This window comes from Kitasatospora sp. NPDC056327 (assembly GCF_042261735.1).
In the GTDB taxonomy this organism is placed as follows: domain Bacteria; phylum Actinomycetota; class Actinomycetes; order Streptomycetales; family Streptomycetaceae; genus Kitasatospora.
The window spans coordinates 19,767-40,524 of record NZ_JBHJRC010000035.1 but is presented as its reverse complement, the minus strand read 5'-3'; the positions used below and the strand labels follow the sequence as shown (position 1 = coordinate 40,524).

General features: G+C 72.4%; 19 protein-coding genes. 17 read left to right on the top strand and 2 right to left on the bottom strand.

Translation table 11 applies throughout. The features are described 5' to 3' along the window. Positions 1-60: 60 nt before the first annotated feature. Positions 61-1,572 carry an MDR family MFS transporter gene (locus ACFCX4_RS08160; protein WP_376139803.1) on the bottom strand — a complete coding sequence of 504 codons (1,512 nt, stop codon included), beginning with the start codon at positions 1,570-1,572 and terminating at the stop codon, positions 61-63. Between the two features lie 148 nt (positions 1,573-1,720). After that, a complete protein-coding gene (locus ACFCX4_RS08155) occupies positions 1,721-2,317 on the bottom strand; it encodes an NADPH-dependent FMN reductase (protein WP_376139802.1) in 597 nt (198 codons plus the stop codon). A 116-nt stretch (positions 2,318-2,433) separates the two neighbouring features. Between ACFCX4_RS08155 and ACFCX4_RS08150 the strand changes: the two genes are divergently transcribed. The 17 genes from ACFCX4_RS08150 (at position 2,434) to rfbH (ending at position 20,745) form a co-directional block, all read left to right on the top strand. Continuing rightward, a complete protein-coding gene (locus tag ACFCX4_RS08150; RefSeq protein WP_376139801.1) occupies positions 2,434-3,213 on the top strand; it encodes a TetR/AcrR family transcriptional regulator in 780 nt (259 codons plus the stop codon). A gap of 264 nt (positions 3,214-3,477) precedes the next feature. Next, positions 3,478-4,263 carry a hypothetical protein gene (locus ACFCX4_RS08145; RefSeq protein ID WP_376139800.1) on the top strand — a complete coding sequence of 262 codons (786 nt, stop codon included), beginning with the start codon at positions 3,478-3,480 and terminating at the stop codon, positions 4,261-4,263. Between the two features lie 385 nt (positions 4,264-4,648). Next, positions 4,649-6,130, top strand: a complete 1,482-nt coding sequence (locus ACFCX4_RS08140) for an FAD-dependent monooxygenase (protein ID WP_376139804.1) — start codon at positions 4,649-4,651, stop codon at positions 6,128-6,130. A gap of 19 nt (positions 6,131-6,149) precedes the next feature. Next, positions 6,150-6,476 (top strand): TcmI family type II polyketide cyclase, encoded by a 327-nt coding sequence (locus ACFCX4_RS08135; protein ID WP_376139799.1) that lies wholly within the window; start codon positions 6,150-6,152, stop codon positions 6,474-6,476. Beyond that, the gene (locus ACFCX4_RS08130; protein WP_376139798.1) at positions 6,473-7,753 is read left to right on the top strand and encodes a beta-ketoacyl-[acyl-carrier-protein] synthase family protein; all 1,281 of its coding nucleotides are present in this window, start codon (positions 6,473-6,475) and stop codon (positions 7,751-7,753) included. The genes ACFCX4_RS08135 and ACFCX4_RS08130 overlap by 4 nt, the downstream gene beginning before the upstream one ends. Continuing rightward, on the top strand, positions 7,750-8,970 hold the full coding sequence (locus ACFCX4_RS08125; RefSeq protein ID WP_376139797.1) for a ketosynthase chain-length factor: 1,221 nt from the start codon (positions 7,750-7,752) through the stop codon (positions 8,968-8,970). Before ACFCX4_RS08130 ends, ACFCX4_RS08125 begins: the two co-directional genes overlap by 4 nt. Before the next feature lie 83 nt (positions 8,971-9,053). After that, positions 9,054-9,323 (top strand): acyl carrier protein, encoded by a 270-nt coding sequence (locus ACFCX4_RS08120; RefSeq protein WP_376139796.1) that lies wholly within the window; start codon positions 9,054-9,056, stop codon positions 9,321-9,323. 96 nt (positions 9,324-9,419) lie between these two features. Next, positions 9,420-10,205: a 3-oxoacyl-ACP reductase FabG gene (fabG, locus tag ACFCX4_RS08115; protein WP_376139795.1), complete on the top strand. Its 786-nt coding sequence runs from the start codon at positions 9,420-9,422 to the stop codon at positions 10,203-10,205. A gap of 19 nt (positions 10,206-10,224) precedes the next feature. Next, on the top strand, positions 10,225-11,160 hold the full coding sequence (locus tag ACFCX4_RS08110) for an aromatase/cyclase (protein WP_376139794.1): 936 nt from the start codon (positions 10,225-10,227) through the stop codon (positions 11,158-11,160). A gap of 2 nt (positions 11,161-11,162) precedes the next feature. Beyond that, complete coding sequence (locus ACFCX4_RS08105; protein ID WP_376139793.1) at positions 11,163-13,211, top strand: SDR family oxidoreductase; 2,049 nt, start codon at positions 11,163-11,165, stop codon at positions 13,209-13,211. Positions 13,212-13,215: 4 nt separating this feature from the next. After that, entirely contained in the window at positions 13,216-14,448 is a 1,233-nt protein-coding gene (locus ACFCX4_RS08100) for an MFS transporter (RefSeq protein WP_376139792.1), read from the top strand. A gap of 91 nt (positions 14,449-14,539) precedes the next feature. Beyond that, on the top strand, positions 14,540-15,112 hold the full coding sequence (locus tag ACFCX4_RS08095; RefSeq protein WP_376139791.1) for a dTDP-4-dehydrorhamnose 3,5-epimerase family protein: 573 nt from the start codon (positions 14,540-14,542) through the stop codon (positions 15,110-15,112). An 81-nt stretch (positions 15,113-15,193) separates the two neighbouring features. Beyond that, a complete protein-coding gene (locus ACFCX4_RS08090) occupies positions 15,194-16,330 on the top strand; it encodes a nucleotide disphospho-sugar-binding domain-containing protein (RefSeq protein WP_376139790.1) in 1,137 nt (378 codons plus the stop codon). Positions 16,331-16,354: 24 nt separating this feature from the next. After that, entirely contained in the window at positions 16,355-17,422 is a 1,068-nt protein-coding gene (locus ACFCX4_RS08085; RefSeq protein WP_376139789.1) for a glucose-1-phosphate thymidylyltransferase, read from the top strand. Further along, positions 17,419-18,405 (top strand): dTDP-glucose 4,6-dehydratase, encoded by a 987-nt coding sequence (gene rfbB / locus ACFCX4_RS08080; RefSeq protein ID WP_376139788.1) that lies wholly within the window; start codon positions 17,419-17,421, stop codon positions 18,403-18,405. Before ACFCX4_RS08085 ends, rfbB begins: the two co-directional genes overlap by 4 nt. Next, positions 18,392-19,444 (top strand): NAD-dependent epimerase/dehydratase family protein, encoded by a 1,053-nt coding sequence (locus ACFCX4_RS08075; RefSeq protein ID WP_376139787.1) that lies wholly within the window; start codon positions 18,392-18,394, stop codon positions 19,442-19,444. Before rfbB ends, ACFCX4_RS08075 begins: the two co-directional genes overlap by 14 nt. Further along, the gene (rfbH, locus tag ACFCX4_RS08070; protein ID WP_376139786.1) at positions 19,441-20,745 is read left to right on the top strand and encodes a lipopolysaccharide biosynthesis protein RfbH; all 1,305 of its coding nucleotides are present in this window, start codon (positions 19,441-19,443) and stop codon (positions 20,743-20,745) included. Before ACFCX4_RS08075 ends, rfbH begins: the two co-directional genes overlap by 4 nt. Positions 20,746-20,758: the final 13 nt, after the last annotated feature.

Below are 20,758 nucleotides of genomic sequence, written 5' to 3'. Positions count from 1 at the left end.
GGGCCGGACAGTGTCCGGCCCGGGCCCGTCGGTTGCCGCCGCCGTTCGCGGGGGAGGTGCTCAGCCGGCGGGCGGGGTTCGTGCGGGCGCCGTTCCTGCCGGGGCCGGGTCCGGCGTGTCGTCCACTGCGGCGGGCGGGGCGGCCCGGACGAACAGGGCGACGACGAAGGTGAGGACGGCCAGCACCGAGGCGCTGACGACGACCCCGTGCAGCCCGCTGGTGACGGCCGCCTCGACGGCGTCCCGCACGGACGCCGTCATGTCCTTCAGCATCGCGGGGGTGAGCTGCCCGCCCGAGGTGAGGCCCCGCTCGGCGTCGGCCCCGAGCCGGTCGGCGAGCACCGCGCTCATCCGGTCGGCCTGCACCGCCCCGAGGACGGCGACGCCGAGCGAGCCGCCGATGGTGCGGGCGAGGGTGACCGTTCCGGTGGCGGCACCCATGTGGCGTTTCGGGGCGTTGTTCATCGTGGTGAGCATGGTGCTCTGCATCAGGACGCCGACGCCCAGACCCATGACGAGGGTGAGGCCCGAGGCGAGGGCGACCGGCGTCCCGGTGCCGAGCAGGAGGAGCACCAGCGCACCGATGAGCGTGACGGCGCTGCCCGCGATCGGCACCACCCGGTCGAGGCCGCCGCGGTCGATCAGACGCCCGGTCAGCAACTGGGCGGACAGCATCCCGATCATCATCGGGAGGATCAGCATGCCGCTCGTCATGGGCGAGGCGCCCTGGACGAACTGCATGTACTGCGGGAGGTAGTTGAGTACCGAGACCATGGTGGCGCCGACCAGGAAGCTGATCACCTGGGCGAGGCCGAACTCCCGGTTGCGGAACAGTACGAGCGGCGTGATCGGTTCGGCCGCCCGCCGTTCCACCCGGAGGAACCAGGCGAGCGCGAGCACAGCCAGCGCACCGAGCCCGAGGACCTGGGGCGACAGCCAGGCGTAGCTGTTGCCGGCCCAGGTGCCCACCAGCGTGATCGCCAGGATGCCGGTGGTCAGCAGGATCGTGCCGAGGTAGTCGATGCGGCCGCCTGCGCCGCCCGTGCCGCGCTCGCGGCCCGCCCGTACGCCGCCGGCGACGGCCAGCAGGGCGACCAGGCCGACGGGGATGTTCACGTAGAACGTCCACCGCCAGTGCAGGTAGTCGGTGAGAAAGCCGCCGAGCAGGGGGCCTCCGACGAAGGCCACCGGGAGCATCACGCCGATCAGCGACTGGATGCGTCCGCGTTCCTCGGCGGCGGCCAGGGCGCCGATGATCGAGAGCGCCCCGACCATCAGGCCGCCCGCGCCGAGGCCCTGGAGGGCGCGGAAGGCGATGAGCTGTGCCATGTCCTGGGCCGTGCCGCACAGGACCGACCCGAGCAGGAACAGTCCCACGGACGCCATGAAGGCGCCCTTGCGGTTGTAGAGGTCTCCCAGCTTGCCCCAGATCGGGGTGGCGGCGGACATCGCCAGGAGGTACGCCGTCACCACCCAGGAGAAGTGGTTCAGGCCGCCGAGGTCGCCCACGATGGTGGGCAGGGCGGTACTGACGATCTGTCCGTCGAGCGTCGCCAGTACGATCCCGAGCATCAGCCCGAAGAGCCCGGGCCGTGACAACGGTCGGTCGGCGGAGCCGGCCGGCTCCGCCGGTCCTGCGGTTCCTGCCGGTCCTGCAGGTCGGGCCGGTCCGGCCCGGTGGTCCTTCATCGCTGCCCCCCAAGGCACGCGTGGTGGTGCGTCAGACGGTGTACGGGTTGGTGACCTTGGCGTCCCGCAGGATCCCGCCCCACCAGGACAGCTGGTCGAGCAGGCCCTTGGCGGCGATGTCGGCTCCGGGGTCGGTCGGCCGGCCCTCGCCGTCGAAGACCTGGCCGAAGTTGTGGAAGCTCACGGTGTTGCGGACGGTGACCGAGTGCACCTCGGCGAGCACGACCCGCAGGTGCTCGACGGCGCGCAGACCGCCGGAGAGGCCGCCGTAGGAGACGAAGCCGACCGGCTTGGCGTGCCACTGCTCGTTGTGCCAGTCGATCAGGTTCTTCAGCGAGGCCGGGAAGCTGTGGTTGTACTCCGGGGTCACAATGACGAAGGCGTCCGCGGCCGCGAGCCGGGTGGCCACCGCTCCGACCTGGGTGGCGACCTCCTCGGGCAGCGGCTTGGTGAAGTCCGGGAAAACCGCCGGAAGGGGGGTTTCGACGAGGTCGACGCGGTCCGCCGCCATGTCGTCGCGCCGGGCGATGTGCGAGATCACCCAGTCCGCGACGACGGGCCCGAACCGCCCGCCCCGGGTGCTGCCGATGATCACCGCGACCTGCAGGGGGTTGTTCTGTGCACTCATGGACCTCTCCCTGGTGTTGTGTGCGTCACGCCGGTAACGTACAACGTACACAACGAGCTGTACGCTGTCTACCCAAGATACGACGTACACCAGTACTGACTGTGAGGAGCCTGCCGATGTCTGCTGGGGACAGGGTGGAACGGAGCAAGGCCAAGGAGAGGGAGAAGGGCAAGGAGAACCTCACTCTGTGGGAGCGGCTCGAACGGCCGTCACCGACGGCCCGCACCCCGTTGAACCCGCGGCGCATCGCCGAGGCTGCGGTGGAGATCGCCGACCAGGAGGGGCTCGACGCCGTCACCATGCGCCGTCTGGCCACCGCGCTCGGTGTGGCGCCGATGGCCGCGTACCGGTACGTCTCCTCCAAGGACGAACTCCTGGAGCTGATGGTCGACCACGTGTACGGAGAGGTGGACCTCTCCCCGGCGCGCTCCGGTTGGCGACAGGTCATGCGGGAACTCGCCGTGCACCTGCTGGAGGTCGGACGCAGGCACCCGTGGGTCACCCGGGTCGGCTGGTTCGGCCTGACCCCCAACCAGATCGCAGTACCGGAGGCCGCGCTCGCCGCGCTCGGCGCCGAGGACCTCGACGCCGACACCGCGATGGCCGTCTACAGCACCGTCACCTCGTACGTCTCGGGTGCCCTCGACGCGGAGATCGGCCTGACCCGGATGCTGGAGTCGCGGGGCTGGGCCAGCTACGACGAGGCCCGCTCCGGTCTCGCCCCGCAGATGGCCTGGCTGGTGAGCACCGGCCGCTACCCGATGTACGCCCGCTACCTCGGCGAGGCCACCCGCAAGGGCGACCTGCAGTGGCAGTTCGAGATCGGCCTCGACTGCGTCCTCGACGGTGTCGCCACCCGGCTGAAGATCGCCGACGGAGCGACGGAGGACCAATAGGATCCGCGGGACCGGCCGGTCCCGCGGGCCCTGTTGGCGGCTCCCGGAAAAATTCGTCAGAAGAACTGAAGCGCCACTACAGATAAATTACACGGACCCGCCCCTTCCTTGTCCCCGAAGAATTCGCGAAATACATTGGCCACCTCCGAGGCGGTGGGGAATATGACACGCGAATCCAGTGGTGCGAATCGGACGGTCGGCCCGTCGGCGGGCCCCGTGAGATGCGAGGGCGCCGGGTGCCGCGCCCGTGAGGCGGCGGGCGGCGTGAGAGGCCGCGCCGTGGCCGGGGCCAGGCTCTGTCCGCTCTGCCGCCGCCGGCTCGTCGACGGCCTGACGCGGTTGCCCCGGCTGTACCACGACTGCGCTCTGCTGCTGGTCGGGGCCGACCGGCCACGTGACCGGGTGTCCGGCGGCGCGCTGCCCGGAATGCCGTTCAACACGGCGGTGGCCGAGGTCCGTTCCCTGATCCTCGGGATGCTGCGGGCCTGGTCGGGACTGGTGGTCGGGCAGCGGTTCTGTGCCGCTCCGCGCGGCACCGCGGCCGGCACGGCGGAGTTCCTGCTGCGCCACGCCGGGTGGCTGGCCGCCCACGAGGCCGCGGGCGAGTTGTCGCGGGAGGTGGCGCTCGCGGAGCGGCGGGCCCGCCGGGTGATCGATCCGGACCGGCGTTCCCGGGTGCGGGTCGGGGCCTGCCGTGAGGCGGACTGTGCGGGGACCCTGACGGCCGAGGTGCCCGCGGACCGGCCGCGGCGGGCCGTGGAGGTCGCCTGCGACGCGGATCCCGCGCATCGTTGGTCCGCCCAGGAGTGGATGTGGTCGGGCCAGGCGGCGCCGACGGGCAGGCCCGCGCAGTCCGGGGCGCAGTCCGGGCAGGCGGCCGTGCAGTGGCTGGGGGTCCAGGACGTCGCCCTGCTCTGGGGGATCGCCGCCGGGAGCGTCTACCGGTACGCCAGCCAGCACGGATGGCGGCGCCGTACCGACGGCGGGCGGGTCTCCTACTGCGCGGCGGACGTCCGGCGCTCGCTCGGCGCGCGGCGCGGTGGCGGCTGACCGGCGCAGTCGGGAGGGTGGCACGGCGGGCGCGGCCACGGGGCCGCGCCCGCCTCGTTTCCCCGTACCGGGCGCGGCCCCGTGCCGGGGTCCGGGGCGCCGCCTGATCTGCGGGAACGCCGCGCCCGCCCGCCCGGTCTGACAATTCCCTGACCCGCTCCTGTCGTTCCTGCGGAAAACTGACGTTGACATCCCGGGCTTCCTCGAAGAAGCTTCTGGATAACTTCCTCAGTTCTGTGCCGACCGGCCGCCGGGTGTTCCGCAAAAAAGGAGTCCCTGGTTGGTTCGGTACGAACTCCCTATTCCGTGACGGTGCGCCGGTGAGATGTCCCGGCGCACCGTTCGCACGTCCATCCCCATGTCGAAGTCCTCGGAGGGCCTGTCCATGGACGCACCCGTCATCGTCGCCGGAGCCGGTCCCACCGGCCTCATGCTCGCCGGGGAGCTGCGACTCGCCGGCGTGGACGTCATCGTGCTGGAGCGGTTGGCGAGACCGACCGGCGAATCCCGTGGACTGGGTTTCACCACCCGGACGATGGAGGTCTTCGACCAGCGCGGCCTGCTCCCGCGGTTCGGCGGGATCGGCACCAGCAACGCCGGCCACTTCGGCGGCCTGCCGGTGGACTTCGGTGTCCTCGACAGCGTCCACCAGGCGGCGAAGACCGTGCCGCAGTCCGACACCGAGGCGGTGCTCGACGGCTGGGCCCGAGAGCTGGGTGCCGATCTGCGGCGGGACCACGAGCTGCTCTCCCTGCAGGACCGGGGGGAGCACGTCGAGGTCACGGTGCGGATGCCGGGGGGCCGGGAGACCCGCTTGACGGCCTCCTACCTGATCGGCTGCGACGGGGGCCGCAGCGTGGTGCGCAAGGCGGCCGGCTTCGACTTCCCCGGCACCGCCGCCACCCTGGAGATGTACCTGGCCGACATCAAGGGGGTGGACCTCGAACCGCGGCTGATCGGTGAGACCTTCCCCGGTGGCATGGTCATGTGCGGCCCGCTCGGCGACCGCGGTGTCACCCGCATCATCGTCTGCGAACTCGGGACCCCGCCCCGCCGCCGCACCGAGCCGCCGTCCTACGCCGAGGTCGCGGCCGCCTGGCAGCGGATCACCGGTATCGACATCTCGCACGCCGAGCACGAGTGGGTCAGCGCGTTCGGCGACGCGACCCGGCTCGTCACCGAGTACCGCCGGGGACGGGTCCTGCTGGCAGGCGACGCCGCACACATCCATCTGCCGGCCGGCGGCCAGGGCATGAACACCGGGATCCAGGACGCGGTCAACCTGGGCTGGAAGCTGGCCGCGGTGGCCCGCGGCACCGCCCCGCCGGCGCTCCTCGACACCTACCACGCGGAACGGCACGCCGTCGGCGAGCGGCTGATGCTCAACACCAGGGCCCAGGGCCTGCTGTTCCTCGGCGGCCAGGAGGTGCAGCCGCTGCGTGACGTCCTGGCCGAGCTCATCCGGTACGAGGAGGTCGGCCGCCACCTGGCCGGCATGGTGAGCGGCCTGGAGATCCGCTACAGCGTCGGTACCGGGAGCCACCCCCTGCTGGGGCTGCGCATGCCGCACCTGGAGCTGGTGGGCGAGCACCGGAAGACCAGCAGCACCGGGGAACTGCGCGCGGGGCGGGGGGTCCTGTTCGACCTGGCGGACAACGCGGTGCTGCGCGGCAGGGCGGCTGACTGGTCCGACCGGGTCGACATCGTGACCGCGGCCCCGCACGGCGTGGCCGCCGGGAGCCCACTCGCCGGGACGTCGGCCCTCCTCGTCCGCCCCGACGGGCACGTGGCCTGGGCCGCGCCCGGGAGCCACCACGACCTGCCCTCGGCACTGGAGCGCTGGTTCGGCCCTTCCCGCAACCGCTAGTCCCGACAAGGAGATGCGAATGCACAGCACACTGATCGTCGCCCGGATGGAAGCCCACGCGGCCACCGATGTCGCCCGCCTGTTCGCGGCGTTCGACGACACGGAGATGCCCCACCGGATGGGGACCGCGCGCCGGCAGCTCTTCTCGTACCGCGGCCTCTACTTCCACCTGCAGGACTTCGCGGACGAGGACGGCGGCGAGCGCATCGAGGCCGCGCGGACGGACCCCCGGTTCATCGGCATCAGCGAGGACCTCAAGCCGTTCATCACCGCCTACGACCCGGTCAGCTGGCGTTCGCCCGCCGACGCCATGGCCCGGCGCTTCTACCACTGGAGCCCGCGGTGAGCGGTGACGGGGCGCGGCGGGTCGTCATCACCGGCATCGGGGTCACCGCGCCCGGCGGCATCGGCACCAAGAACTTCTGGACCCTGCTCACCGACGGCCGGACGGCGACCCGGCGGATCAGCTTCTTCGACGCCGGCCAGTTCCGCTCCCGGATCGCGGCGGAGGTGGACTTCGACGCCGAGCACCTGGGGCTGAGCGCCCAGGAGATCCGCCGGATGGACCGGGCCGCGCAGTTCGCCGTCGTCACGGCGCGCGAGGCGGTGGCGGACAGCGGGCTGAACTTCACCGCCCTCGAACCGCACCGCACCGGGGTGACGATAGGCAGCGCGGTCGGTGCCACGACGGGCCTGGACGAGGAGTACCGCACCGTCAGCGACAGCGGCCGGCTCTCCCTCGTTGACCACAACTACGCCGTTCCGCACCTCTACAACTATCTGGTGCCCAGCTCCTTCGCCGCGGAGGTGGCCTGGGCCGTGGGTGCCGAGGGCCCCGCCACCGTGGTCTCCACCGGCTGCACCTCGGGGATCGACGCCGTGGGCTACGCCACCGAGCTGATCCGCGAGGGGTCGGTCGACGTCATGGTGGCCGGCGCGACCGACGCCCCCATCTCGCCGATCACCGTGGCGTGCTTCGACGCCATCAAGGCGACCACGCCCCGCAACGACGATCCGGAGCACGCCTCACGCCCCTTCGACGGCACCCGCAACGGTTTCGTCCTGGGTGAGGGGGCGGCCGTCTTCGTCCTGGAGGAACTGGCGAGCGCCCGGCGCCGGGGCGCCCGGATCTACGCCGAGATCGCCGGCTACGCCACCCGCAGCAACGCCTTCCACATGACCGGTCTGCGCCCCGACGGACGGGAGATGGCCGAGGCGATCCGGGTCGCCATGGACGAGGCGCGGCTCGGCCCGGGCGACCTCGACTACATCAACGCGCACGGTTCGGGCACCAAGCAGAACGACCGCCACGAGACCGCGGCGTTCAAACGCAGCCTCGGTCACCACGCCCACCGGGTGCCGATCAGCTCGATCAAGTCGATGGTCGGCCATTCGCTGGGCGCGATCGGCTCGATCGAGATCGCGGCCAGCGCGCTGGCGATGGAGCACGGCGTCGTCCCGCCGACCGCCAACCTCCACGTGCCGGACCCCGAGTGCGACCTGGACTACGTGCCGCTGACGGCCCGGGACTGGCGGACCGACGCGGTGCTCTCGGTGGGCAGCGGCTTCGGCGGCTTCCAGAGCGCGATCGTGCTGGCCCGCCCGGAACGGAGCGCGGTATGACCGGCACCGAGAGAACCGTCGTCACCGGGTTGGGGGTGGCCGCCCCCAACGGCATCGGCACGGCCGGGTACTGGGCGGCGACCCGGAGCGGCACCAGCGGCATCGGCCGCGTCACCCGGTTCGACCCCTCCTCCTACCCGGCCACCCTGGCGGGCGAGATCGCCGGGTTCGTCGCGAAGGAGCACCTGCCGGGGCGGCTGCTGCCGCAGACCGACCGGATGACGCAGCTCGCCCTGACGAGTGCCGACTGGGCCTTCGAGGACGCCGGTGTCGACCCGGGTGAACTCCCCGAGTACAGCATGGGGGTGATCACGGCCAGTTCCTCGGGCGGCTTCGAGTTCGGCCAGCGCGAGCTGGAGGCACTGTGGAGCAAGGGCAGCCGCCACGTCAGCGCCTATCAGTCCTTCGCCTGGTTCTACGCCGTCAACAGCGGTCAGATCTCGATCCGGCACGGGATGCGCGGACCGAGCGGGGTGGTCGTCAGCGACCAGGCCGGCGGTCTGGACGCGCTAGCCCAGGCCAGGCGCCAGATCCGTAAGGGCACCGGACTGGTGGTGTCGGGCGGCATGGACGCCTCGATCTGCCCCTGGGGCTGGGTGGCCCAGATGGCCGGCGACCGGCTGAGCACCAGCGACGACCCGGAGCAGGCGTACCTGCCCTTCGACGCGGCGGCCCGGGGTCATGTGCCCGGCGAGGGCGGCGCACTGCTCGTCCTGGAGGAACTGGGGCACGCCAGGGCCCGCGGGGCCCGCCAGGTGTACGGCGAGATCGCGGGGTACGGCTCCACCCTGGACCCCCGGCCGGGCAGCGGACGGCCCCCGGGGCTGCGCAAGGCCGTCGAACTGGCCCTGGCCGACGCGGGCACGGCGCCGGAGGAGATCGACGTGGTGTTCGCGGACGCCGCCGCCGTCCCGGAGCTCGACCGGATCGAGGCCGAGACGATCACCGGTGTGTTCGGCGCCCGGGGGGTGGCGGTCACCGCGCCCAAGACGATGACCGGACGCCTGTACTCCGGCGCGGCACCGCTGGACGTGGCCGCCGCGCTCCTCGCCATCAGGGACGGGGTCGTTCCGCCGTCCATCGGTGTCACTCCGCTGGAGGAGTACGGCCTCGACCTGGTGGTCGGGACGGAGCGCACCGCCGAGATCCGGTCGGCCCTGGTGATCGCGCGGGGGCAGGGCGGTTTCAACAGCGCGCTGGTGGTCCGCGCCGTCTAGGCCGCCCCGATCACCGTGCGGCGCACCGCCGAACCGCACGGCCACTCCCACCTCCCCCACCAAGAGCAAAGGACAGCCGAACCATGTCTGCACAGAAGTTCACCGAGGCCGACCTGAAACGCATCCTGCGTGAGGGCGCGGGCACGGAGGAGGGCGTCGACCTCGACGGCGACATCCTGGACGACGAGTTCGCCGCGCTGGGCTACGAGTCGCTGGCGATGCTGGAGACCGGCGGCCGGATCGAGCGCGAGTTCGGGGTGACCCTGGACGACGACGTGCTCATCGAGGCCAGGACGCCGCGCGCGCTGATAGACGCCGTCAACGTCCTGCTGGTCCCCGCCGGCTCCGTCTGAGGCCGGTCCCCCCGAACACACGCCGCCGCCCCGGACGCCGACCCCTCGGTGCCCGGGGCGGCGGCGTGCCGTCCACGAACCGTTCAGGAGTTACACATGACGGAACAGAGTCCCAGGGTCGCGGTCGTCACCGGGGCGACCAGCGGCATCGGCCTGGAGACGGCCCGGCTGCTGGCCCGGCAGGGGCACCGGGTGTTCGTCTGCGCCCGCACCGAGGAGAACGTGGTCCGCACCGTCGAGAAGCTGACGGCCGAAGGGCTGGAGGTGGACGGCGAGCCGTGCGACGTCAGGTCCGGAGCGGACGTCCGGCGCTTCGTGGGCCGGGCGGTCGAGCGCTTCGGCGCGATCGACGTCCTGGTCAACAACGCCGGCCGGTCCGGCGGAGGAGTCACCGCCGACCTTTCGGACGAACTCTGGCTCGACGTCATCCACACCAATCTCACCAGTGTCTTCACGGTGACCAGGGAGGTGCTGAACACCGGCGGGATGCGGAACAGGGACCGCGGCCGGATCATCAGCATCGCCTCGACCGCAGGGAAGCAGGGCGTGGTGCTCGGTGCGCCCTACTCGGCCTCCAAGCATGGCGTCGTCGGCTTCACCAAGGCGCTCGGCAACGAGCTCGCCCCGACCGGCATCACCGTCAACGCGGTCTGCCCCGGGTACGTGGAGACGCCGATGGCCCAGCGCGTGCGGCAGGGCTACGCGGCGGCCTACGGCACCGATGAGGAGGCCATCCTCCAGAAGTTCCGGTCGAAGATCCCGCTTGGCCGCTACTCGACCCCCGAGGAGGTCGCCGGCCTGGTCGGCTACCTGGCCTCCGACCTCGCCGCCTCCATCACCGCCCAGGCACTCAACGTCTGCGGCGGACTGGGCAACTTCTGACACCTCCGAGGAGCAACAGATGACGCACCGACAGGTCGAGCACGAGATCACCGTCGAGGCCCCGGCCGAGGCCGTCTACCGGCTGATCGCCGAGGTGGAGAACTGGCCCCTGATCTTCCCGCCCACCGTCTTCGTCGACCACCTGGAGCGCGGTGAGGGCGAGGAGCGGATCCGGATCTGGGCCACCGCCAACGGCGAGGCCAAGCAGTGGACCTCGCGCCGCACCCTGGACCCGGCCGCGCTGCGGATCACCTTCCGGCAGGAGGTGTCCACCCCGCCCGTCGCGTCCATGGGCGGCGCGTGGATCGTCGAACCGCTCTCCGGGACGCTGTCCCGGGTCCGGCTGCTGCACGACTACCGGGCGGTCGACGACGCCCCGGAAGGCCTGCGGTGGATCGAGGAGGCCGTCGACCGCAACTCCCGCACCGAACTCGCCGCGCTGAAGCGGAACGTCGAACTGGCCCACCTCGCCGCGGACGTCACCTTCTCGTTCGAGGACACCGTCCAGATCGACGGCCGTGCCGAGGACGTCTTCGCGTTCATCAACGAGGCCGGGCTGTGGGCGCAACGGCTGCCGCACGTGGCGAGCGTCCGGCTGACGGAGGAGACTCCGGGGCTCCAGGAGCTGGAGATGGAGACCCGGGCCGGGGACGGCTCCACGCACACGACCAAGTCGTACCGGGTCACCTTCCCGCACTGGCGGATCGCCTACAAGCAGGTGACCCTGCCAGCGCTGATGACACTGCACACCGGCTGCTGGAGCTTCACGGCGAACGAGCGGGGGGTGGCCGCGACCTCGCAGCACACGGTGGTGGTCAACACCGGGAACGTCGCCGCGGTGCTGGGCGCCCGGGCGAGCGTGGCGGACGCCAGGCAGTACGTCCGCACCGCGCTGAGCACCAACAGCCGGGCCACCCTCGGCCTGGCGAAGGACTACGCGGAGAACAAGCGCTGACCATGGCCCCGGAACCCCTGGACAGCACAGCGACCGATACCGATGTGATCGTCGTGGGCGCGGGGCCGGTCGGGCTGATGCTCGCCGGGGAGCTGCGCACCGGCGGGGCGCGGGTGACCGTGCTGGAGCGCCTCGCCCGGCCCACCACGGTGTCCCGTGCCTCGATCCTGCACGCCCGCACGATGGAGATCCTGGCCGAACGGGGCCTGCTGGAGCGGCTCGGTCCGCCGCCGGATGCCGGACCGGGGCACTTCGGCGGGATCCGGCTCGATCTGACGGTGGCCGGGCCGAGCCCGTTCGCGGGTCAGTGGGTGGCCCCGCAGACCCGCGTCGAGGCGGTGCTGCAGGACCGGGCGGAGGGCCTCGGGGCCGAGATCCGGCGCGGTTGCACGGTGACCGGAGTGGAACCGGGCGAGGACCGGGTGCGGGTCACCGCCCGCGGGCCCGCGGGCGAGTGCCTGCGGCTCGACACCCGGTACCTCGTCGGCTGCGACGGCGAGAACAGCGCCGTCCGGCGGCTCGCCGGCTTCGAACTCGGCGGACCGGGCCCCACCATGGAACTGCTGCATGCGGACCTGGCGGGGATCGACATCCCCGACCGGCGCTTCGAACGGCACCCGAACGGGGTGGCCAGCGCCCGCCGGGGCGCCAACGGCGTCACCCGGATCATGGTGCACGAGTTCGGCCGCACGCCCGGGGACGGGCGGGATCCGGGCTTCCCCGAGATCCGCGAGGTCTGGCAGCGGGTGACCGGCGAGAACCTCGGCGGTGCGCGGTCGTCCTGGACCCACGCCCTCCACAATTCCCGCCGCCAGGCGACCCAGTACCGCCGGGGCCGGGTGTTCCTGGCGGGCGACGCTGCCCATGTGCAGCTGCCGGTCGGCGGCCAGGCGCTGAACCTCGGGCTCCAGGACGCCGCCGACCTCGGTCCCAGACTCGCCGCCGGGCTCGCCGGACGGGGCGGCGAGGAGCTGCTCGACGGGTACCACGCCACGCGTCACGCGCTGGGTGCACGGGTGCTGGGGAACATCGACGCGCAGACGCTGCTGCTGTTCGGAGGTTCGCGCACGGAGGCGCTGCGCACCGTGTTCGAGGAACTGCTCGCGCTCGGTCCGGTCCGCGCGCACATCGCCGCCATGATCAGCGGGCTCGACCGCGGTGGCCCCGCGGCGGCGGCCGGCCCGCCGCCCCCGGACGTTCGTCCGGCGGCCGGCCCGGTCACCGGTCCGGGCTCCGGCGGATCCGACCCGACGGAACCACGACAGACCCCCCACAGGAGGAGGACGGCCATGGGCCGATTCACCGGAAAGACCGCACTCGTCACGGGCTCCACCCGGGGCATCGGCCGGGCGACCGCCCTCCGGCTGGCCCGGGAGGGAGCACTGGTCGTGGTGCACGGCTCGCGCAGCCGGGAGGCCGCCGCGGACACCGTGGCCGCCATCGAGAAGGACGGCGGCCGGGCCTTCGCGGTGACGGCCGAACTGGGCCTGCCCGGTGATGTCCACGAACTCTTCCTCGCCCTGGAACGGGGCCTCAAGGAGCGCACCGGCACGACGACGCTCGACATCCTGGTGAACAACGCCGGGGTCATGGGCGGCATCGCCCCCGAGGACGTCACCCCCGAGCAGTTCGACCGGTTGTTTGCCGTCAACGCCAAGGCCCCGTTCTTCATCGTCCAGCGGGCCCTGCAGCTGATCCCCGACGGCGGGCGCATCATCAACATCTCCTCTGGGCTCACCCGGATCGCCAACCCGCAGGAAGTGGCGTACGCCATGACCAAGGGCGCCGTCGACCAGCTCACCCTGCACTACGCCAAGCACCTGGGCCCCCGCGGCATCACCGTGAACAGCGTGGGCCCCGGCATCACCGACAACGGGACGCCGGTCTTCGACGACCCCGGGGCGGTGGCGCAGATGGCGGCCTACTCGGTGTTCAACCGGGTCGGCCGGACCGGGGACGTCGCCGACGTGGTGGCCTTCCTCGCCGGCGACGACTCCCGTTGGATCACCGGCTCCTACCTCGATGCCAGCGGTGGCACCCTGGTCGGCTGAGCCGATGGCGACCCTCGTGACCCCGCCGCGCCACCGGGCGCTGCTGTTGGTGCTCGCCGGGAACATGCTGCTCGACGCCATGGAGGTGTCGGTCCTGCTGGTCGCGCTTCCGGTGCTCGGCGGAGAGTCCGGCAGGTCCCCCTGGCAGACCCAGTGGGTGATGAGCGGGTTCGCCCTCGGCTTCGCGGCCCTGCTGGTGCTGGGCCCGCGGCTGACCGCCCGTTGGGGCCGCCGCCGCGTCTACCTCGCCGCGCTGCTGGTCTTCGTCGTGGCGTCGGTGGCGGGCGGACTCGTCGATGACGGCGTACCGCTGGTGCTCACCCGCGCGGTCAAGGGCATGTGCGCCGCGCTCACCGCCCCGACCGGGCTCGCTCTCATCGCTGCGACCTTCCGCGAGGGGGCCGAGCAGCGACGGGCGGTCTCCACGTACTCCCTGTTCGGTGCCGCCGGGTTCACCGCCGGCCTGCTGGCGTCCGGGGCGCTCACCGGTCTGAGCTGGCGCTGGGACCTCGTGCTCCCCGCGCCGGCCGCGCTGCTTCTGCTCGTCGCCGGGGCGCGGCTCCTCCCGGACGACGGGCCCCGGCCGGGGAAGACCCGGCAGGACCCCGGTCCAGCGGCCGGGAGCTCCGCCGTCCCCTTGCTGCGCAACGGTCCGCTGGTCCGCAGCGCGGTGTGCGCGGCGTGCCTGAACGGGTCCTACCTGGGCCTGCTGCTGGTCCTGAGCCACCAGTTGCAGGAGGAGCGCGGCTGGGGCCCCTGGGCGACCGCGGCCGGATTCCTGCCCGCGTGCGTGCCGCTGGCCGTCTCGCTGCCGTTCGCCGGGCGGATGACCGGACGCTTCGGTTCCGACCGGTTGATCGTGGCCGGCGCGGTGGCGGCGGGCCTCGGTTGTGCGCTCTACGCACTGCGGGGCGCGCCGGGGCAGTACCCGCTCGGGGTGCTGCCGACCCTGCTGCTGGTCGAGGCGGGCTTCGTGTTCGCCTTCGCCGCGCTGAACATGCGGGCCGTCGCCGCGGTGGCGCCCGCGCGGCGCGCGACGGCGGTGCGGTTCTACCAGACGGCGGTGCAACTGGGGGCGGCGCTGGTGCTGCCGCTGGCCGCCGTGCCGATCGGTCCTCCGGCGGGCGCCGACGGGTACCGGACCGCGGCGCTGCTGCTGACGGCCGTGGCGGGGGCCGGGGTGCTGGCCGCCCTCGGCGGGTCCGCGGCGCGGCCGGCCGCGGACCTCCACCGCTGATCCGACCGTCCGGGCCCGGTCCGGACCCGGACCGACCGACCCGTCCGGACCAGACCGGACGGCAGCCAACCAACAGAGAGGCGGACCGAGCATGCGCATCGAGGAGCTGGACATCCCCGGGACCTTCCTGATCACCCCTGAACAGCTGCCGGACCAGCGGGGCGCGTTCTACGAGTCGCTGCGCTGCGACCGGCTGGAGAGCGCGACGGGTGTGCCCTTCCAGCCGCGCCAGATCAACTACTCGGTGTCGAAGCGCCACACGCTGCGCGGCATTCACAGCGTCACCATCCCGCCCGGCCAGGCCAAGTACGTCACCTGTGTCCGGGGCGCGCTCCGCGACATCGTGGTGGACCTGCGGATCGGCTCCCCGACCTTCGGCCGGCACCGGGTGAACGAGCTCGACGCTGGCTCCGCGCGGGCCGTCTACATTCCGGAAGGGGTCGGGCACGCGTTCCTCGCCCTCACCGACGACATGTGCGTCGGCTACGCGGTCTCCAGCACCTACGTGCCCGGCACCCAGATCGACATCGACCCGCTGGACCCCGATCTCGCCCTGCCGTGGAACTGCCCGCAGGAACCACTGATGTCGGTCAAGGACGCGACGGCCCAGAGCCTGGCGCAGGCGCTGGCCGACGGCATCCTCCCGAAGTACCAGGAACGTTGATCCGGGACCGTCCGGCCCGAACAGCCCTCGTCCCACCTCCCGCACCTCCCGTACGGATCGCCAGAGAGAGGCCGAGAGACCGTGAGAATCCTTTTCGTTGCCGCCGGCAGCCCGGCGACGGTGTTCGCCCTGGCCCCGCTGGCCACCGCCGCCCGCAACGCCGGGCACCAGGTGGTCATGGCCGCCACCGCGGACATGGCGTCCGTGGTCACCTCCGCCGGACTGGCCGGCATCGCCACCACCGAGCTGCCGATCCGGCACTTCATCACCACCGACCGCGACGGCAACCCCGAGGAGATCCCCGCCGACGGCTCCGAGGCGGCCAGGTTCACCGGTCGGTGGTTCGCCAGGATGGCGGCCGCCTCGCTGCCCCGGATGCTGGAGTTCTGCCGGGAGTGGCGGCCGGACCTCCTGGTCGGCGGGACCATGTGCTACGTCGCCCCGCTGCTCGCTCTGCACCTGGGCGTCCCGCACGTGCGGCAGGCCTGGGACGCCGTCGAGGCGGACCGCATCCACCCCGGCGCCGACACCGAACTCCGGCCCGAGCTCGCGGAGTTCGGCCTGACCGAGCTGCCCGCTCCGGACCTCTTCATCGACATCTGTCCACCGGCTCTGCGGCCCGCCGACGGCCCGCCGCACCTGCCGATGCGCTACGTGCCGGCCAACGCGCAGCGCCCGCTGGAACCGTGGATGTACCGGCGCGGGGAGCGCCGCCGGGTGCTGGTCACCTCCGGCAGCCGGGTCGCCAAGGACAGCTACGACCGGAACTTCGACTTTCTGCGCGGGCTCGCCAAGGACATCGCCGGGTGGGACGTCGAACTGGTCGTCGCCGCGCCGGAGCCGGTGGCACAGGCGCTGCGGGCCGACCTGCCGGACATCCGGGCCGGCTGGGTGCCGCTGGACGTCGTGGCGCCCACCTGCGACGTGCTCGTCCACCACGCCGGCGGCGTCAGCACCCTCACCGGGCTGAACGCGGGCGTGCCCCAACTGCTCATTCCCAAGGGCGCCGTCCTGGAGCGACCGGCCGGGCGCGTCGCCGACTTCGGTGCGGCCGTCACCCTGCTACCGGGCGAGGACGTGCCGGAAGCCGTCGCGGACTCCTGCCGGGACCTGCTGGAGGACGGCCGGTACCGCGAACGGGCCCGGGCGCTCGCCGAGGAGATCGCCCGCATGCCGCTCCCCGCGGCCCTGGTCACCGAGCTCGAACAGCTGGCCTGAACAACCGAATCGAGAGGACCTCCCATGAAGGCTCTGGTACTCGCAGGCGGATCCGGCACCCGGCTGCGACCCTTCAGCTACTCGATGCCCAAACAGCTCATCCCCATCGCCAACGAACCCGTCCTCGGCCATGTGCTCCGCTCCGTGCGGGACACCGGGGTGACCGAGGTGGGCCTGATCGTCGGAACCCGCAGGAGCGAGATCGAGGCGGTGCTCGGCGACGGCACGCGCTACGGGGTCCGGCTCACCTACCTCCCCCAGGACGCGCCGCTCGGTCTGGCTCACACCGTCTCCGTCGCCCGGGACTTCCTGGGTGACGACGACTTCGTCATGTACCTCGGCGACAACGTGCTGCCCGACGGGGTCGTCGACATCGCCCGGGAGTTCACGGCGAGCCGGCCTGCCGCCCAGGTCGTGGTGCAGAAGGTGGCGGACCCCCGGGCCTTCGGCGTCGCCGAACTCGGCCCGGGCGGCGAGGTGCTGCGGCTGGTGGAGAAGCCCCGCGAGCCGCGCAGCGACCTGGCCTTGATCGGGGTGTACTTCTTCACCCCGGCGGTCCACGAGGCGGTGGCGGCCATCCGGCCCAGCGCCCGCGGGGAGCTGGAGATCACCGACGCGATCCAGTGGCTGGTCGCCTCCGGCGCGGAGGTCCGCGCCAGTGCGTACGAGGGCTACTGGAAGGACACGGGGAACGTCGAGGACGTCCTGGCGTGCAACCGGCACCTCCTGGACGGCGTGGTCGCGCGGAACGACGGCGAGGTCGATCCGGACAGCGTCCTGGTGGGCGCCGTCCGGGTCGAGCAGGGCGCCCGGGTGCTGCGCTCCCGGATCGAGGGACCGGCGATCATCGGTGCGGGCACGGTCGTCGCGGACAGCGAGATCGGGCCGTACACCGCGGTCGGGCGGGGCTGCGTGGTCGTCGGCAGCGGGTTGGCGGACTCGATCGCCCTCGACCGGGCGTCGATCACCGGAGTCCACGGCCTGAAGGGTTCCCTCATCGGCCGGTCCGCCATGGTCGGCACCAGCGGCCGCGGCGCGGACCACCACCGCCTGGTCGTCGGGGACCACGCCCGGGTGGAGGTCGCGGCATGAGGATCCTGGTCACCGGCGCCGCCGGCTTCATCGGTTCGCACTTCGTCCGCGGCCTGCTGGCCGGACGGTACACCGGCTGGGAGGAGGCCCGGGTCACCGCGCTGGACAAGCTGACCTACGCGGGCAACCGGGCCAACCTGCCGGCCGACCACCCCCGGCTGCAGTTCGTCCGGGGCGACATCGGCGACCGGGCGCTGCTGCGCGAACTCGTCCCCGGCCACGACGCCGTGGTCCACTTCGCCGCCGAGTCGCACGTCGACCGCTCCCTGGAGGGCGCCGGCGAGTTCTTCCGGACCAACGTCCTGGGCACCCAGGTCCTTCTCGACGCCGCGCTGGACGGCGGCGTGGAACGGGTGGTGCACGTCTCCACGGACGAGGTGTACGGCTCCGTTGCGGAGGGCTCCTGGACCGAGGAGTCGCCGCTGCTGCCCAACTCCCCCTACGCCGCCTCGAAGGCCGGCTCGGACCTCGTCGCACGGTCCTACTGGCGCACCCACGGACTGAACGTGTCGATCACTCGCTGCTCCAACAACTACGGGCCTTACCAGCACCCGGAGAAGGTCGTTCCGCTGTTCGTCACGAACCTGATCGAAGGGCGGCAGGTCCCGCTCTACGGTGACGGCCGCAACGTCCGCGAGTGGCTGCACGTGGACGACCACTGCCGCGGCATCCACCTCGTGCTCGACGGCGGCCGGGCGGGCGAGATCTACAACATCGGCGGCGGCAACGAGCACACCAACCGCGCCCTGACCGAGAAGCTGCTGGAACTCACCGGCGCGGGTCCGGAGATGGTCCGCCGGGTCGCCGACCGCAAGGGGCACGACCTGCGCTACTCCATCGACGACTCCAAGATCCGCGAGCAGCTGGGTTACGAACCCCGGACCGGCTTCGAGCAGGGCCTGGCGGACACCGTCGCGTGGTACCGCGACAACCCGGACTGGTGGAAGGCGACGAAGCACGGAGCGGGCCGTGACGGGAACTGAGGCCAGGAGCCCGGAGGGACTGCCGGTGGTCGTCCTCGGCGGCGGCTTCCTGGGACGGCACCTCGGGGCGGCGTTCGCGGCCCGGGGCGCGGAGGTGCACCTGCTCACCCGCCGGGGAACCGCGGGGCCTGCGGGCGCGGTCCCGGCGGAACCGCCCGAGATCGCCGGCTTCGACCTGCTCGCCGCCGCGCCGCGGGAGATCGCCGAGGTGATCCGGTCGGTCCGCGCCGAGGTCGTCGTCAACGCCGCGGGCCGGGCCTGGCAGGCCGACGAGGCGGAGATGACGGCCGGCAACGCCGTCCTGGTCGAGCGGCTGGTCGACGCTCTCTCCCTGTTGCCCGGGCCGCCGGTCCGGCTGGTGCAACTCGGCAGCGTCCACGAGTACGGAGCCGGGGCGCCGGACGGCGCCACCACCGAGGAGCACGAGCCGGAGCCGGTCACCGCCTACGGCCGCAGCAAGCTCCTCGGCTCGCACGAGGTCCTGTACGCCACCGAGCACCGCAGTGTCGACGGGGTGGTACTGCGCCTCGCCAATGTGATCGGAGCCGGGGTCCCGGCGGGCAGCCTGTTCGGGCAGGTGGCCGCACACCTCGCCAGGGCTGCCCGTGCCGACGCCCGCGGGGACGGGGCGGCCGAACTGCGGCTGCCCCCGCTGCGGGCCGCCCGTGACGTGGTGGACGCGGTCGACGCCGCCGCGGCCGTGGTGGCCGCGGCGACCGCGCCCGGAGCCCGGGTCACCGGCAGGGTGATCAACGTGGGCCGGGGCGAGGCCGTTCCGGTCCGCGGGCTGATCGACCGGCTGGTCGAGCTCAGCGGGCTGGACGTCCCAGTCGTCGAGGACGAGGCACCCGGCACCGCACGCACCGACGTGGCCCGGCTGCTGCTCGACATCTCCCGGGCCCGTGACCTCCTCGGCTGGCGTCCCGAGCGGAGCCTCGACCGCTCGCTGCGGGACCTGCTCGCCGCCGTGCTCCCCCCGACCGGTGCACCGCCGGGAACGGAAACCGACACACCCGCCTACGAAAGGGTACGACCATGACCGACCGCAAGGAACGGGTCCTGGACGAGGTCCGCCAGTACCATCGGGACACCTCTGTCCCGAGGGAGTTCGTCCCCGGCACCACCGAGATCTGGCCCTCCGGCGCGGTGCTGGACGAGACCGACCGGGTGGCCCTGGTGGAGGCCGCGCTGGACCTGCGCATCGCCGCCGGGACCAGCTCCCGCAAGTTCGAGCTGGCCTTCGCCCGTCGGTTGAAGCGCCGCAAGGCCCATCTGACCAACTCCGGCTCCTCGGCGAACCTGCTGGCGGTGTCGGCCCTCACCTCGCCCGTCCTGGCGGACCGCCGGCTGAGGCCGGGCGACGAGGTGATCACTGTGGCGGCGGGATTCCCCACCACCGTCAACCCGATCCTGCAGAACGGCCTCGTCCCGGTGTTCGTCGACGTGGACCTGCGGACGTACAACACGACCGCCGACCGGGTGGCGCGGGCGATCGGTCCCAAGACCCGGGCGATCATCATCGCACATGCCCTCGGTAACCCCTTCGAGGTCGCGGAGATCGCCCAACTCGCGGTGGAACACGAGCTGTTCCTCATCGAGGACAACTGCGACGCGGTGGGTGCCGGCTACGACGGACGGCTCACCGGCACCTTCGGCGACCTGGCCACGGTGAGCTTCTACCCCGCCCACCACCTGACGATGGGCGAAGGCGGCTGCGTGCTCACCTCGGACCTTGGCCTGGCCCGGATCGTGGAGTCGCTGCGCGACTGGGGCCGGGACTGCTGGTGCGAGCCCGGCGAGAGCGACAAGTGCCTCAAGCGCTTCAAGTACCAGATGGGCACCCTGCCCGCCGGGTACGACCACAAGTACATCTTCTCGCACGTCGGTTACAACCTGAAGGCCACCGACATCCAGGCGGCCCTCGGGCTGACCCAGCTCGCCAGGCTCGACGACTTCGTCGAGGCCCGGCGGAGGAACTGGCGGCGGTTGCGTGAGGGCCTGGACGGGGTTCCCGGTCTGCTGCTCCCGGAGCCGACCCCCCGCTCGGAGCCCAGCTGGTTCGGCTTCGCGATCACCGTCCGGCCCGACGCCCCGTTCAGCCGCGCCGAGCTGTGCGACTTCCTGGAGGGCCGCAGGATCGGCACCCGACGGCTGTTCGCCGGCAACCTCACCCGGCACCCGGCCTACGTGGACCAGCCGCACCGGGTCGTCGGCGACCTCACCAACAGCGACATCATCACCGAGCAGACGTTCTGGATCGGCGTCTACCCGGCCCTCACCGACGAGATGCTCGACTACGTGACCTCGTCCGTCAAGGAGTTCGTGGCGGCGCGCGGCTGACGCGCCGCGCGCT